This is a genomic window from Pusillimonas sp., assembly GCF_029263785.1.
Taxonomy (GTDB): Bacteria; Pseudomonadota; Gammaproteobacteria; order Burkholderiales; family Burkholderiaceae_B; genus Pusillimonas.
Window position 1 is genome coordinate 1 of sequence record NZ_JAJUFE010000008.1, and the last position, 14,437, is coordinate 14,437.

Sequence of the window (14,437 nt, forward strand, 5' to 3'; positions counted from 1 at the left end):
CGCACGCACGGCGTTGGGAGTAAGGTTGATGTCGGCACCGACCCGCGCAAACTGGGGCGCCTGTTCAAACACGACGACGCGCTGTCCCAGCTTGTTCAGGGCAATAGCCGCCGCCAGCCCGCCAATTCCACCGCCACAGATACCAATCAAAGGTGTGCTCATCATTGTTTCCTTATGAGGATATCGCTGATATGTTTCGTTCAAATTTTAACATTAAGAACAATATTGAACATCAATGAGCGAACGGTGTCAACGAAAATCGGACAATGCACTGGAATTTCTGGCGGACGCGAGACTGCACGCCCGCCTTGAAGACTAGTCTTCGTTGGTGGCCGCGACGGTGGCGGCTGCACCCCTGGTCTGGCTCAGTCGAGCCAGGTACGCGGCGTCAATGTCGCCCGTCACGTACTCTCCATTAAAGCAAGAGGATTCGAACTGGGTCATTGCGGGATTGAGATCCCGGATGGACTGCTCGAGATCTGCCAGGCGCTGATACACCAATCCGTCGGCACCGATCTCCTGGGCCACCTGTTCGGTACTGCGGCCCGTCGCGATCAACTCGGATTGTGTCGGCATGTCGATACCGTACACATTGGGGAACCTTACCGGCGGTGCCGCCGACGCAAAATAGACCTTGTTGGCTCCTGCCTCGCGCGCCATGTCTACAATCTGCCGGCTGGTGGTGCCGCGAACGATGGAGTCGTCCACCAGCAGCACATTCTTGCCCCGAAACTCCATGTCGATTGCACTGAGCTTCTGACGCACCGACTTCTTGCGTACGGCTTGGCCGGGCATAATGAATGTGCGGCCGACATAACGATTCTTGATGAAGCCTTCTCGATAATTCAGACCCAGGTGAGCCGCGAGCTGCATCGCTGAGGGCCGCGAGGAATCAGGGATCGGCATGACAACGTCGATATCGCCAAGCCGAAGCGATTTGGCCACGTTATTGGCCAGATACTCACCCATGTTGAGCCGCGCAGAATAAATGGATACACCATCCATCAGCGAATCCGGCCGCGCAAAATACACGTACTCGAAGACGCAAGGTGTAAAAAGCGTGGATTGGGCACATTGGCGGCTGCTTACATTGCCATCAAGGTCGATCAGCAGCGCCTCACCGGGTTCGATGTCGCGCACAAACGAGTAGCCGCAGCCGGTCAAGGCCACAGACTCGGAGGCAACCATCCATTCCGTGCCCTGAGGGGTATCCAGCTTGCCCAGACACAGTGGCCTGATCCCATGCGGGTCTCGAAACGCCACCATGCCGAAGCTGGAAATCTGCGCTATGACCGCGTATGCACCACGCGCCCGTTTATGGACAGCGGCGATCGCCTGAAAGATGGAGTTTTCGTCCAGTGACACACCGCTGGCCGCCTGCTGCAGCTCATGCGCAAAAATATTGAGCAGAACTTCAGAGTCGGAGTTGGTGTTGATATGGCGGCGGTCAATCCGGAAGAGCTCTTCGCGCAGTTCGCGCCAATTGGTGAGATTCCCGTTGTGCACAAAGGTGATGCCAAACGGGGCGTTGACATAGAAGGGCTGTGCCTCGTCGACACTGTCGCTGGATCCGGCTGTAGGGTAGCGTACCTGCCCCAATCCACTGTTGCCCACCAGGCTGCGCATATTGCGTGTCCGGAAGACGTCGCGCACCAATCCGTGCGCCTTGTACATGCTAAAGAGCAGGTCGTGTTCGGTTGCGATCCCGGCAGCGTCCTGGCCGCGATGCTGCAAAAGCAGCAGACTGTCGTAAATGACCTGATTAACGGGATTGCGGCCAGCTATCCCAACGATTCCACACATTTTCAGCTTCCTGTTAAAGCTATTAAGGCAATCAGTACGGCAACCACGAGGCAAGTGAGGGAGGCAGCAGTTGCTTGATCTGCTGTATGCCTTGCTCGGCAGCACCCGACAGGCGCGCCTCACGCCACCATGGTTCTTGCGGCAGATCGGTATAGCCGGCCAGGGCAACCAGAACCAGCACGATCAACATGCCGCGCAAGAATCCGAAGATCGCTCCCATCCCGTGATCGGCAGGCGTCAGACCGGTTTTGTCGATGAGCGTGCCCAAGGTGATGTTAAGCAGCCCCACCAGAAGAAGAATGACTATGAACACGGCCGCATAAGCGGCAGCTGTACGCAGCAGGTCGTTCTCGATAAAAACATTCAGCCAGATGGAAACCCTGGGTCCCCACCAGATGGCCGCGACAAATGCGGCGGCATAGGCCACAAGTGAAAGCAGCTCTTTGACGAAACCCCGCAACAGGCCAAGAAGTGCGGATGCTCCCACAATGGCCAGCACGATGTAATCGAAGCTTGTCACTGGGTAGCAATGAAACTTGAAGTGTAGTCAAGCGAGCGCAAGCGGGTCTGGGCCGCTTGGGCGGCTTCACGCGTGGGGAACGGGCCCACCCGCAGACGATAGGTCGTTTTGCCGTCGGGATTGGCCGTCTCTACATAGGCGTTGGTAACGCCTGCAGAGACCAGGCTATCGCGACGGGCTTCTGCGTCCTTGCGCGAGGTATACGCCGCAATCTGCACGACGAAATTGCCACGCGCTGCGGCGGGTGGCGGCGAGGCAGGCTGACGCCCTTCCAGCAAGGCAATCGCAACCGAACCATCATCTGTGCGGTCATTCGACGAGCTCTTGGTTTCGCCGGAGCCAGGCTTTGGGTCGGGCTTGGGTTCGGGTTTGGGTTCGGGTTTGGGTTCGGGCTTGGTTTCGGGCCTGGGCGATTCAGTTGGCGTAGCCGCTGAAGCGTCAGAAGATGCCAGCGGAGTTGACTCGGCTGGCGTGTTTTCGGTTACAGGCAGGGCTGGAGTGTCGACGCTAAGCGTGCCGCTGGTGGCGGAAGACCCCGTGGAGTCGGCAGGCACCGGCTCGGTGATGGCGATCGAGGGATCGGGAATGGGCGGAACCGCCGGCACCACAATGGGTGTTTCGGCGGGCTGGTCTGGTTCGGAATCGATAAGTGCCGGTACGACGATGACGGCAGCCACCACCAACGCCAATGCGCCAATGAGGCGGCGCCTGGCTCGACCCCGAAGATCGTCCGCGTACGCTTCACTTGGTGACGCTGATCGACGTGTGCCGGATGTACGCGATTTGCCTGAATCAGCCTCTTTGCGAGAGAACAATCCCATTTTGAAAAGACCCTTGGCCATCACCGCGAGAGGGTGACGACAACATGGTTAGACCGTGCGCCCGAGCTTCTGAAGGATGGGCCCCACCGTCGAGAACGAGCCGAACACAAGAATTCTATCATCCTCGGATGCCCTCTCTTGTGCCTTTTCGAAGGCTTGAACCGGATTGTCAAAAGTTGTCACGGTTATGGGCTCGATTGGATTGGCCGGAAGAACTTCTCTTACGATTTCGGCTATTTCGTGGGCCGGCGCCCCGCGTGGGCCGTCGAGGGTCGCGCAATACCAATGATCAACGCGCGGTGCCAGCTTGGCCAGCACTTCTTTCGCATCCTTGTCTTTCAGCAGCCCCACCACGGCGTGAGTGTACGGGTAGTAGGCCATGCCATTCAGGTTTTGGGCCAACGCCGCCGCCGCGTGCGGATTGTGTGCGACGTCCAGCACGATGGCCGGTTTGCCGGGCAGGATCTGCATACGACCGGGCAACGACACCTGAAGCAATCCCAGCCTTACCGCCTGCTGTGGCACGACGAGCTTGTCACGCAAGGCTTCAAGTACTGCCAGCGCCGCGCTGGCATTAATGAGTTGGTTGGCGCCCCGCAAGGCCGGGTACGCCAGACCTGTGCGGCGCTGCCCTCTTCCCCCATATGCCCACTGTTGCCGATCACCCGAATAATTGAAATCTTTACCGAAACACCACAGATCGGCGCCGATGTCTTGCGCATATTGCTTGACCGACTCCGGGGGAACGGGATCGGCACAGATTGCCGGACATCCAGGACGAAATACGTGGGCCTTTTCGAAACCGATCTTTTCGCGGGTGTCACCCAGCCATTCAGTGTGATCAATGTCGATACTCGTGACAACGGAGGCATCAGCATCGACAATATTGACGGCGTCCAGACGCCCGCCAAGACCGACTTCAAGTATCGCTACGTCCAGGCGTGACGCATCGAACAGCAACAAAGCCGCCAAGGTTGCGAACTCGAAATAGCTGAGGCTGATTTCGCCACGCGTTGCCTCGATTCGCTCGAACTGCTCGATGATCTGTGCATCGTGAGCCGCCTCGCCATTGACCCGGATGCGTTCGTTGAAGTGAACCAGATGTGGCGACGTATACAGGCCGACCCGGTAGCCGGCCGACAACAAAATGGCTTCAAGCATTGCACATGTCGAGCCCTTTCCGTTAGTACCTGCCACAACGACCCGGACAAATGGAAGCTTCAAATCCAGGCGCCTGGCGACTTCACGGATTCGCTCCAGCCCCATGTCGATGGCTTTGGGATGCAAGGTTTCAAGATGAGCGAGCCATTGGTCAAGGTTGTCGCGATCGCCGGAGAATGAAGTAGCCATGATACAAACAGAGAATTGGAACAAGGTCTTGAAACGTCAAGACGGCAAAAAGCCGGCGCCCAATGGGCCGGCTGCCTGCACAAGCGGCAAACGACCCATTGTAGACGCCGGCGGCAAAGCAGCGGCGTAAGGGAAGCTATTTGCGTCGCACGGGGGGAAGATCGGTACAGACCCCTTCGAACGCCTCCGCAGCCATTCCTATGGATTCGCCCAGGGTAGGATGCGGATGGATAGTCTTGCCGATATCCACCGCGTCGGCGCACATTTCGATTGCCAGGGCGATTTCGCCAACGAGATCGCCGGCATGGGTTCCTACGATACCACCTCCGACGATGCGGTGCGTTTCAGCATCGAACAGCAGCTTGGTAAAGCCTTCGTCGCGTCCATTGGCAATAGCCCGGCCAGAAGCAGCCCAGGGGAACAAGCCTTTCTCGACCTTTATTCCCTCTGCCTTGGCTTGTTCTTCGGTCAGGCCAACCCAGGCGACTTCCGGATCGGTGTACGCCACCGAAGGAATGACACGCGCGTCGAAAAAGCTTTTCTGGCCAGCGATTACTTCGGCAGCAACATGGCCTTCGTGTACTGCCTTGTGTGCAAGCATCGGCTGGCCGACGATATCACCAATGGCGTAAATATGAGGGATGTTCGTACGCATCTGCGAGTCGACCTCGATGAAGCCCCGGTCACTGACGTGGACGCCGGCCTTGTCGGCATCAATGTTCTTGCCGTTGGGTGAGCGCCCGACCGCCTGTAGAACAAGGTCGTAGCGCTGCGGCTCTGATGGAGCGTTGTCGCCTTCGAAGCTGACCCAGATACCGTCATCCCTGGCTTCGGCTGAAACGGTTTTGGTATTGACCATGATGCGATCAAACCGCTTTTCGTTCATTTTCTGCCAGACCTTGACCAGATCACGATCGGCACCCAGCATCAGACCGCCCTGCATTTCCACGACGTCAAGGCGGGCACCCAGGGCCGAGTACACGGTTCCCATTTCAAGGCCGATGATGCCACCGCCAATAATCAGCATCTTCGACGGAATGGACTTGAGTTCAAGCGCACCGGTCGAATCGACAATGCGGTCGTCATCGGGCAGGAACGGAAGCTTTACCGACTGGCTGCCCGCGGCGATGATGGCCGACGCAAACTTTATGCTGCGGGTCGATCCGTCGTCACCCGTAACCGTGATGTGATGGGGGTCCGCGAAACGGCCTACTCCCGTCACCACGGCCACCTTGCGCATTTTTGCCATGCCCGCCAGACCGGTCGTCAGCTTGCCGATGACACTGTCCTTGTAGCCGCGCAATGCATCCAGATCAATAGAAGGAGCGCCGAACGAAATACCGTGTGCGGCCAGCGATTGCGCCGCTTCGGCAACGCCCACTGTGTGCAGCAACGCCTTCGACGGGATGCATCCGACGTTAAGGCACACACCACCCAGTGTGGAATAGCGCTCGATCAGCGCCACCTTCAGCCCAAGGTCGGCAGCCCGGAACGCGGCCGAATACCCGCCCGGCCCGGCGCCCAGCACTACGACATCCACTTCGTCGTCCGCCGGGCCAGAGTAGCTTGCCGCCTGGGCAGCCACGGCACCATCAGCCGCTGACTCGCGTTCTGGAGCGGATGTGTCTTGCTGAGCCGAAGAAGCCGACGCCGCTGCCGCCTGTGGCGCTGCGCCGTCAGTGGACGACGCTTCCGCCGCTTCGGCCTCGGAAGCCTCGATCCGTACCAAGGCGTCGCCCTGCGCGACCTTGTCTCCCACCTTGACCAAAACCTCGGCCACGACGCCGCCCTGCTCCGCCGGAATTTCCATGGAAGCCTTATCAGACTCGACGGTGACCAGGCTTTGCTCTGCCTTGATGGTGTCTCCGACTGCTACCAGCACCTCGATGACATCGACCTTGTCGAAATCGCCAATATCGGGCACTTTGAGTTCAGTTGTGCTCATGCGTGTCCCTTATAAAGCAATGCGACGAAAATCGGCCAGCAAGGAAGCCAGATATGCGTTGAACCGCGCTGCCGCCGCACCATCAATGACACGATGGTCGTACGACAACGACAGGGGAAGCATCAGACGAGGTTGAAATGCCTGGCCATCCCACACTGGCACATGAGCTGAGCGGGAAACACCCAGGATCGCCACTTCGGGAGCATTGATGATCGGTGTAAATGACGTGCCGCCAATGCCGCCCAAAGACGAAATCGAGAAGCAACCTCCCTGCATCTGCGCGGGAGAAAGCTTGCCCTCACGCGCCTTGGCCGCGAGCTCGGAGGTTTCCTTTGCCAGTTCAAGCACGCCTTTCTTGTCGGCGTCACGGATTACCGGCACCACAAGACCGTTGGGCGTGTCGGCGGCAAAACCGATGTGGTAGTACTGCTTGTAGATCAGTTCGTCACCGTCCAACGACGCATTGAACTCGGGGAACTTCTTGAGCGCGGCCACCACGGCCTTGATCAGGAAGGCCAGCATGGTGACCTTGATGCCCGACTTCTGGTTCTCGGTGTTGAGCTGCACGCGCAAGGCTTCAAGCTCGGTGATGTCCGCCTGATCGTTATTCGTAACGTGGGGAATCATTACCCAGTTGCGATGCAGATTGGCACCCGAAATCTTTTTGATGCGCGACAGCGGCTTGGCTTCGACAGGGCCAAACCTGGAGAAATCGACCTTCGGCCAGTCGATGACAGAAAGTCCACCGCCGGCTGCCGTTGCAGTAGCGCCGGACGGCGCAGCAGACAGAGCTTGCTTGACGAAGCTGCGTACATCGTCAAAGGTAATGCGGCCCTTTGGAGCGCTACCTTTGACGCGCGTCAGGTCAACGCCCAATTCGCGCGCGAATTTGCGCACCGAGGGCGATGCATAAGGCAGCTTGTTCAGCGGCAGATCCTTACCGTAATCTTGGGTTGGTGAAGTGCGCTCGACGGGCCGAGAAGCCATCTCGCCGGCTTCGCCGCTCGTGAAAGAAGCTGCAGCCGCCGCGGGTTGCGACGCCGCCGGCTCGTGGGCCTTCGGCTGTTCGGCCGATTCAGCAGGCGATTCAGTGTCTTGCCTACCAGCGGCTTCAAGAACAAGAATCTCGCTACCCTGACCCACCTTGTCGCCCACCTTGACCGACAAGCGTTTGACGACGCCGGCATGCGAGGACGGGATCTCCATGGAAGCCTTGTCGGACTCAACCGTGATCAGGCTTTGCTCTGCTTTGACGGCATCACCTTCGGACACCAGAATTTCAATGACTTCGACGTCCTTGAAATCGCCAATGTCCGGAACGACAACAGAAACAGCTTCGGCTGCTGCCGCGGCCTTTTTGCCTTCGGACGTTGCGGCCTCTGCTTTTGGCGATGAATCTGGTGTCGCGGGCCCGGACGCTGATTCGGTCTTGCCCTGTTCAGCTGCATCCTCGGGCTGTTCTGCTGTAGCGGCCGGCGCACCCGCGGCCTCTTCGAGCTCAAGTATGACAGAGCCTTCGCGCACCTTGTCTCCCACCTTTACCTTCAGGGCCTTGACGGTACCTGATGCCGGCGACGGAATTTCCATGGAGGCCTTATCGGATTCAACCGTGATCAGGCTTTGCTCGGCCTTCACGGAGTCTCCTTCAGCGACCAGCACCTCGATGACATCGACCTCGGAGAAATCGCCGATATCGGGAATCTTGATTTCTAGTTGACTCATTGCGACTGTCTCCGATCAGGCGTGATGGGGATTGGCTTTATTGGGGTTGATGCCGTACTTCTTGATCGCATCTGCCACCTTGGAGACCGGTATTGCACCCTCGTCCGCCAGCGAGCGCAGCGCGGCCAGAACAACGAAATGACGGTCTATCTCGAAGTGTTCGCGCAAGCGATAGCGGAAGTCAGAGCGGCCAAAGCCATCTGTGCCCAGTACCGCCAGACGTCTGCCTTCGGGCAGGAACGGACGGATCTGGTCACCGAACAGCTTGACATAGTCGGTGGAGACAACAATTGGACCAGCCGTGTCTTTCAGCATGCGCTTGACATAAGGCTCGGGAGCCTTGGTGTCGCCCGGATTCAACAAGCGGTAACGTTCGCAATCGAGGCCGTCACGACGCAGCTCGGTAAAGCTGGTGACGCTCCACAGGTCGGAGGAGACGCCCCAGTCTTTCTCGAGCAGGTCTTGTGCCGCCTGGACTTCGCGCAAAATGGTGCCCGATCCCATCAATTGAACATGCAGCTTGTTCTTGGCCTTGCCGGTAGAACTCAGCTTGTACATGCCCTTGAGAATGCCTTCTTCGTCACCCTTCGTCAGGCCGGGATGAGCGTAATTTTCGTTCATCACCGTGATGTAGTAGAAGACGTTTTCCTGATTCTGGATCATGCGCCGCAAGCCATCCTGAATGATCACGGCCAACTCGTGCGCGTATGTGGGATCGTAGGAAATGCAGTTGGGAATGAGCGCCGACATGATATGGCTATGGCCGTCGCCGTGCTGCAGCCCTTCGCCATTCAGTGTTGTGCGCCCGGCAGTGCCGCCCAGCAAGAAGCCGCGTGCCTGCATGTCGCCGGCGGCCCAGGCCAGATCGCCAATCCGCTGGAATCCGAACATCGAGTAATAGATGTAAAACGGAATCATGATGCGGTTGTTACTGGAGTACGACGTAGCCGCAGCAATCCAGGAGCTGAACGCACCGGCCTCGTTGATGCCCTCTTGCAGCAATTGACCGTCGCGCGACTCTTTGTAGTACATGACCTGGTCCTTGTCGACCGGTACGTACTTCTGACCTTCGGGTGCGTAAATGCCGATCTGGCGGAACAGGCCCTCCATCCCGAACGTACGGGACTCGTCAGCCAGTATCGGAACCACACGCGGGCCCAACTCTTTATCGCGCAGTATCTGGTTGATGATGCGGACGAATGCCTGTGTGGTCGAGATTTCTCGCCCCTCGGGCGTCGGCTCAAGTACCGCCTTGAATACCTCGAGATCGGGCGCCTTGAACTGTTCGTCGGACTTCGCACGACGCGAAGGCAGGTAACCACCCAGTGCTTTACGACGTTCATGCAAATACTTCATTTCCAACGAGTCGTCGGCAGGCTTGAAGTAAGGCAGCTCTTCGAGCTTGTCGTCGGGAATGGGAATATTGAAGCGGTCGCGGAACTCTCGCACCGCCTCCATGTCCAGTTTTTTCTGCTGGTGGGTGGGGTTCTTGGCCTGGCCGACATGGCCCATGCCGTAACCCTTGATGGTCTTGGCCAGAATGACCGTGGGCTGACCCTTGTGATTGACTGCCTCGTGGAAGGCAGCATAAACCTTGTGAGGGTCATGGCCGCCGCGGTTCAGGCGCCAGATGGCCTCGTCGCTCATCTTGCTGACCATTTCCAGCAACTTGGGATGCTTGCCGAAAAAGTGCTTGCGTACGTAGGCGCCGTCGTGTGCTTTGTATGCCTGGTACTCGCCGTCGACGGATTCCTCCATGATTTTACGAAGGATGCCTTCTTTGTCGCGCGCCAGAAGCGGATCCCAGTAACCCCCCCAGATCAGCTTGATGACGTTCCAGCCACTGCCACGGAAATCGCCCTCGAGCTCCTGGATGATTTTGCCGTTGCCGCGAACCGGGCCATCAAGGCGTTGCAGGTTGCAATTGACGACGAAAATCAGGTTGTCGAGCTTTTCGCGGGCGGCAAGACTGATGGCGCCCATTGATTCGGGCTCATCCATCTCGCCGTCGCCACAGAACACCCAGACCTTGCGGTTGCTGGTGTCGGCAATGCCGCGCGCATGCAGGTATTTAAGGAAACGAGCCTGATAAATGGCCATGATCGGACCCAGACCCATCGACACCGTCGGGAACTGCCAGAAGTCGGGCATCAGCTTGGGATGCGGGTAAGACGACAAGCCATTGCCGCCAACTTCCTGACGGAAATTGTCGAGCTGCTCTTCGGTAAGGCGCCCTTCAAGGTAGGCGCGTCCGTACATACCGGGAGAAGTATGACCCTGGAAGTAGACGAGGTCGCCGCCGTGGTCTTCGGTCTCGGCATGCCAGAAGTGATTCTGTCCGCAACCGATCATGGTTGCCAGGGACGCGAACGAGGCGATGTGGCCGCCCAGATCCCCACCGTCAGGCGGATTGTGCTTATTGGCCTTGACCACCATGGCCATGGCGTTCCAGCGAATATACGAGCGGATACGCTCTTCGAGCGCCAGGTTACCGGGATGAGGTGCTTCCAGGCCGGGCGGAATCGTATTGACATACGCCGTGTTGGCCGAAAATGGAATTCGTGCGCCTGACCGGCGAGCCAGGTCAATCAGCCGCTCCAGCAGAAAGTGGGCGCGCTCGGGTCCCTCGTTTTCGAGTACGGCCTCGAGCGCCTCGAGCCACTCCTGGACTTCGGGATCATCGTTGGCAACTGTTGCCAACGCACCGGCTTGATCAAGAGAGGACATGAATGTCTCCAATAAGATATTAAAAATCACGGACCAAACGGGTTGGCGCGTGGTAACACATTTGAGGCCAGCGCCGCTAAGCTGCGGCGGCCACTGTCTCGGAAACTCCTGAACACGGCGGCCGGATCAATTCATTCTAGGAAAGAGCCACAATAAGGGCAAGTAAAATTTCACTTTATGGCATTTGATTTTATAATGTGAAATATTGACGGAAAACTGAACGGTTGGAACTCGACGCAAGCAGCATAAAAAGGCTGCCGATGCCGCAGGATTCTCCTATTTGTTTAAAATAGACACACGATGGCCAGCCCTTCTCGAAAGTCTCTCATTCCGACTACGTTCTACGACCAGGCAAAAGGCGCGCGCCGCGGTCTGTACTGGTTGACGCCCGTCATCGTGCTTGTACTGTATTTGCTGGTCATGGGCGCCTTCATTTGGCTGCAACGCCTGCAAAGCGACAGCGTCATGTTCATCACCATCGATCAAGAAACGCGCCAGCAGCGTCTGATGATGGTGGTGGTTGCGCTTTCCTGCCTCATAATCCTCAGCTTACTCGCACTTTGGCGATACACGCGATTCCGTTCCCGCGCCGAGGCAGCCCTTATCGCGGAAACCGGATTCCGGCGTGCCATGGAAAACTCCATGTCTACTGGAATGCGGGTTTTCGACATGCAAGGACGCATTGCATATGTGAATCCGGCGTTCTGCCGCATGATAGGCTGGAACGAAGCCGACCTGATCGGTCGAACCACCCCATTCCCTTACTGGATACCCGGTCGCCACGCCTACCACCAGGAAACGCTCGACCTGCTGCTGTCCGGTCGCACACCCAGCAGCGGGCTGGAAGTCGAAGCGCAGCGGCGCGATGGATCCCGATTTACCGCCCGCATGTATGTGTCGCCTCTGCGCGACCCCAACGGCGAGCAGATCGGCTGGATGACCTCCATGACCGACATCACCGAGCCCAAGCGTATCCGCGAAGCCCTTACCGCCGCCCACGAACGTTTCATGACAGTGCTTGAAGGTCTGGACGACGCCATCTCGGTGGTGGCCGACACGCCCGAGGGACTCGAATTGCTGTTTGCCAACCGCACCTACCGGCGGTTCTTCGGCGCTCAATCCAATGGTCACGCCGAACTTCTGGGCGGTCGGCTTGGCCGCTTTACAGATGAAACCGTCGAAACGTTTTCGAATTCGGCTCAGCGCTGGTTCGAAGTGCATCACCGGATGCTCGCCTGGACCGACGGTCGCCGAGTTCGCCTTCAGGTTGCCCGCGACATTACAGAACGCCGTACACATGAAGAAGCCTCGCGCGTGCAGCAAGAAAAGATCCAGCTCACCAGCCGCCTCACCACCATGGGCGAGATGGCATCGTCGCTGGCGCATGAGCTCAATCAGCCACTGACTGCCATCAGCAACTACAGCATGGGCGCCGTGGCGATGCTAAAGGCCGGCAACCCCAAGCCCGAACAGTTGCTCGAGGCGCTTGAAAAAGCAGCGGCCCAGGCCGAGCGGGCAGGCAAGATCATCAGCCGGATCCGTGAGTTCGTCAAACGCAGCGAGCCGCGTCGCCAAAAGGTGCCCATTTCGCGCATATTGGACAACGCAATCGCATTTGCCGAAATTGACGCGCGCAAACGCCAGGTCGAGATCATCCGCGAACTGCCTCCCGACGACCCAACCGTCCTGGCAGACCCCATTCTGATTGAACAGGTATTGCTCAACCTTCTTAAGAACGGGGTTGAAGCGATGGAGCACAGCGATTACCGCAGCTTGCATGTTCGTGTTACCGAACAAGCACCGCTTGTCGAAATCGCCGTCATCGACCGCGGACACGGTCTGCGCGATCCGGAGCGCCTGTTCGAGCCTTTCTATAGCACCAAGTCCGAAGGTCTGGGCATGGGGCTAAACATCTGCCGGACCATCATCGAATCGCATCACGGTCGTTTATGGGCCTCAGCCAATCCGGAAGGTGGTACGATTTTTCGATTCACCCTGCCCTTCGCGGCACCGGAAGTCCCCAATCAATCAGAGAATCCCCAGGAGTTGCACGCATGACTACTACCGAAGAACCGAACACTGTTTTTATCGTTGACGACGATGAAGCGGTGCGCGATTCCTTGCGCTGGCTGCTCGAAGCCAACGGCTACCGCGTCAAGAGCTTCGGCAGTGCAGAAGACTTTCTCGAAGCCTACGACCCCGACCAGATTGGCATCCTGATCGTCGATGTGCGCATGCCCGGCATGAGCGGACTCGAGCTGCAAGAAGAGCTCATTGCCCGCAATGCACCACTGCCCATCGTGTTCATTACGGGACACGGCGATGTTCCCATGGCTGTCTCTACCATCAAGAAGGGCGCTATCGATTTTCTTGAGAAACCTTTCAACGAGACCGATCTGCGTGCCATCGTCGCACGCATGCTGCAAGAGGCCAACGAACGTGCGTCGCAAGCTCAGGCCAAACGGAACCAACAGGCAGTGCTGGGACGCCTGACCTCCCGCGAGCAGCAGGTGCTTGAACGCATTGTGGCCGGACGCCTCAACAAGCAAATCGCCGGCGACCTCAACATCAGCATAAAAACGGTAGAAGCGCACCGCGCCAACATCATGGAAAAACTCGAAGTCACTACCGTGGCCGACCTCATGAAGATCGCGCTGACGCACACCGAAGGACAAGCATGACCGCACGCATTATCGACGGCAAGGCGCTGTCTGATTCCATCAAGGCCGATGTCGCAAAACGCGCTCAGTCCCTTCGCGAACGTGGCATCGTACCTGGCCTTGCTGTCGTATTGGTCGGCGAAGATCCTGCATCGCAGGTATATGTTCGAAACAAGGCCGCCGCATGTGAAAAGGCGGGTCTTCACTCTCAGGTCATCCGGCTCGATGCCGGAATTACCCAGAAGCAATTGCTCGATGTGGTGCAGCAGCTCAATGAAGACGCTGCCGTGCACGGTATTCTGGTCCAGCTTCCGCTGCCGAAGCATCTGGACGCCGCCCAGGTCATCGAAGCAATCGCGGCCGAAAAAGACGTCGACGGATTCCATATCAGCAACGCCGGCCTGCTGATGACAGGCAGACCCCTGTTCCAGCCGTGTACTCCCTACGGCATCATGAAGATGCTGGAGTCCGAGAGTATCGACCTGTGGGGGGCAGAGGCCGTTGTGGTTGGTGCGAGCAATATCGTGGGCAAGCCCATGGCCTTGCTCATGCTTGCCAAGGGTGCAACGGTCACCCTGTGCAACTCCAAGACCCGCGACCTCGCTGCACACACGCGCAGGGCCGACGTACTGGTGGTGGCCACCGGCCGCCCCGACATGATTACCGGTGACATGATCAAGCCGGGAGCAGTTGTGATTGATGTTGGCATCAACCGCAAGGCTGATGGCAAGCTGACCGGCGATGTCGAATTCGACTCGGCTCGTAAAGTGGCGGGTGCCATCACGCCCGTACCCGGAGGCGTCGGCCCCATGACCATCGCCATGCTGCTGGTCAACACCGTAGAAGCGGCCGAGCGTGCCGCACAGGCGCATGACGCCGTTTCTTGAAG

11 protein-coding genes are annotated in these 14,437 nt (G+C 58.2%); 3 read left to right on the forward strand and 8 right to left on the reverse strand.

Annotation, left to right across the window (positions count from 1 at the left end; all coding sequences use genetic code 11):
- The 8 genes from Q1J88_RS03960 to aceE all read right to left on the reverse strand — a co-directional run.
- Window positions 1-162, reverse strand: a 162-nt coding sequence (locus tag Q1J88_RS03960) for an NAD(P)-binding protein (protein ID WP_301116302.1), incomplete at its 3' end; no start/stop codon positions are given.
- 153 nt (window positions 163-315) lie between these two features.
- Complete coding sequence (purF, locus tag Q1J88_RS03965) at window positions 316-1,803, reverse strand: amidophosphoribosyltransferase (RefSeq protein WP_301116222.1); 1,488 nt, start codon at window positions 1,801-1,803, stop codon at window positions 316-318.
- Between the two features lie 31 nt (window positions 1,804-1,834).
- Window positions 1,835-2,323: a CvpA family protein gene (locus tag Q1J88_RS03970; RefSeq protein WP_301116224.1), complete on the reverse strand. Its 489-nt coding sequence runs from the start codon at window positions 2,321-2,323 to the stop codon at window positions 1,835-1,837.
- A complete protein-coding gene (locus tag Q1J88_RS03975) occupies window positions 2,320-3,144 on the reverse strand; it encodes an SPOR domain-containing protein (protein WP_301116226.1) in 825 nt (274 codons plus the stop codon). Before Q1J88_RS03975 ends, Q1J88_RS03970 begins: the two co-directional genes overlap by 4 nt.
- A gap of 48 nt (window positions 3,145-3,192) precedes the next feature.
- Window positions 3,193-4,494, reverse strand: coding sequence for a bifunctional tetrahydrofolate synthase/dihydrofolate synthase (gene folC, locus Q1J88_RS03980; RefSeq protein WP_301116228.1), 1,302 nt, complete (start codon window positions 4,492-4,494; stop codon window positions 3,193-3,195).
- A gap of 136 nt (window positions 4,495-4,630) precedes the next feature.
- Window positions 4,631-6,439: a dihydrolipoyl dehydrogenase gene (gene lpdA / locus Q1J88_RS03985; protein WP_301116230.1), complete on the reverse strand. Its 1,809-nt coding sequence runs from the start codon at window positions 6,437-6,439 to the stop codon at window positions 4,631-4,633.
- Between the two features lie 9 nt (window positions 6,440-6,448).
- Entirely contained in the window at window positions 6,449-8,161 is a 1,713-nt protein-coding gene (aceF, locus tag Q1J88_RS03990) for a dihydrolipoyllysine-residue acetyltransferase (RefSeq protein WP_301116232.1), read from the reverse strand.
- A 15-nt stretch (window positions 8,162-8,176) separates the two neighbouring features.
- Window positions 8,177-10,888, reverse strand: a complete 2,712-nt coding sequence (gene aceE, locus Q1J88_RS03995; RefSeq protein WP_301116234.1) for a pyruvate dehydrogenase (acetyl-transferring), homodimeric type — start codon at window positions 10,886-10,888, stop codon at window positions 8,177-8,179.
- 300 nt (window positions 10,889-11,188) lie between these two features.
- Here aceE and Q1J88_RS04000 point away from each other — a divergent pair, with 300 nt between their 5' ends.
- Genes Q1J88_RS04000 through folD form a run of 3 tightly spaced genes read left to right on the forward strand, consistent with a single transcriptional unit; the run spans window position 11,189 to window position 14,435 of the window.
- Window positions 11,189-12,946, forward strand: a complete 1,758-nt coding sequence (locus Q1J88_RS04000) for a PAS domain-containing sensor histidine kinase (protein ID WP_301116236.1) — start codon at window positions 11,189-11,191, stop codon at window positions 12,944-12,946.
- Window positions 12,943-13,569 (forward strand): response regulator transcription factor, encoded by a 627-nt coding sequence (locus tag Q1J88_RS04005; protein ID WP_301116238.1) that lies wholly within the window; start codon window positions 12,943-12,945, stop codon window positions 13,567-13,569. Before Q1J88_RS04000 ends, Q1J88_RS04005 begins: the two co-directional genes overlap by 4 nt.
- The gene (gene folD, locus Q1J88_RS04010) at window positions 13,566-14,435 is read left to right on the forward strand and encodes a bifunctional methylenetetrahydrofolate dehydrogenase/methenyltetrahydrofolate cyclohydrolase FolD (RefSeq protein ID WP_301116240.1); all 870 of its coding nucleotides are present in this window, start codon (window positions 13,566-13,568) and stop codon (window positions 14,433-14,435) included. The genes Q1J88_RS04005 and folD overlap by 4 nt, the downstream gene beginning before the upstream one ends.
- The last annotated feature ends 2 nt before the right edge of the window (window positions 14,436-14,437 follow it).

Bases quoted from the DNA above. Each gene is read 5' to 3' on its own strand.
- aceE (WP_301116234.1), bottom strand. From the start codon at position 10,888: ATGTCCTCTCTTGATCAAGCCGGTGCGTTGGCAACAGTTGCCAACGAT.
- lpdA (WP_301116230.1), bottom strand. From the start codon at position 6,439: ATGAGCACAACTGAACTCAAAGTGCCCGATATTGGCGATTTCGACAAG.
- Q1J88_RS04005 (WP_301116238.1), top strand. From the start codon at position 12,943: ATGACTACTACCGAAGAACCGAACACTGTTTTTATCGTTGACGACGAT.
- folD (WP_301116240.1), top strand. From the start codon at position 13,566: ATGACCGCACGCATTATCGACGGCAAGGCGCTGTCTGATTCCATCAAG.
- Q1J88_RS04000 (WP_301116236.1), top strand. From the start codon at position 11,189: ATGGCCAGCCCTTCTCGAAAGTCTCTCATTCCGACTACGTTCTACGAC.
- folC (WP_301116228.1), bottom strand. From the start codon at position 4,494: ATGGCTACTTCATTCTCCGGCGATCGCGACAACCTTGACCAATGGCTC.
- purF (WP_301116222.1), bottom strand. From the start codon at position 1,803: ATGTGTGGAATCGTTGGGATAGCTGGCCGCAATCCCGTTAATCAGGTC.
- aceF (WP_301116232.1), bottom strand. From the start codon at position 8,161: ATGAGTCAACTAGAAATCAAGATTCCCGATATCGGCGATTTCTCCGAG.
- Q1J88_RS03975 (WP_301116226.1), bottom strand. From the start codon at position 3,144: ATGGGATTGTTCTCTCGCAAAGAGGCTGATTCAGGCAAATCGCGTACA.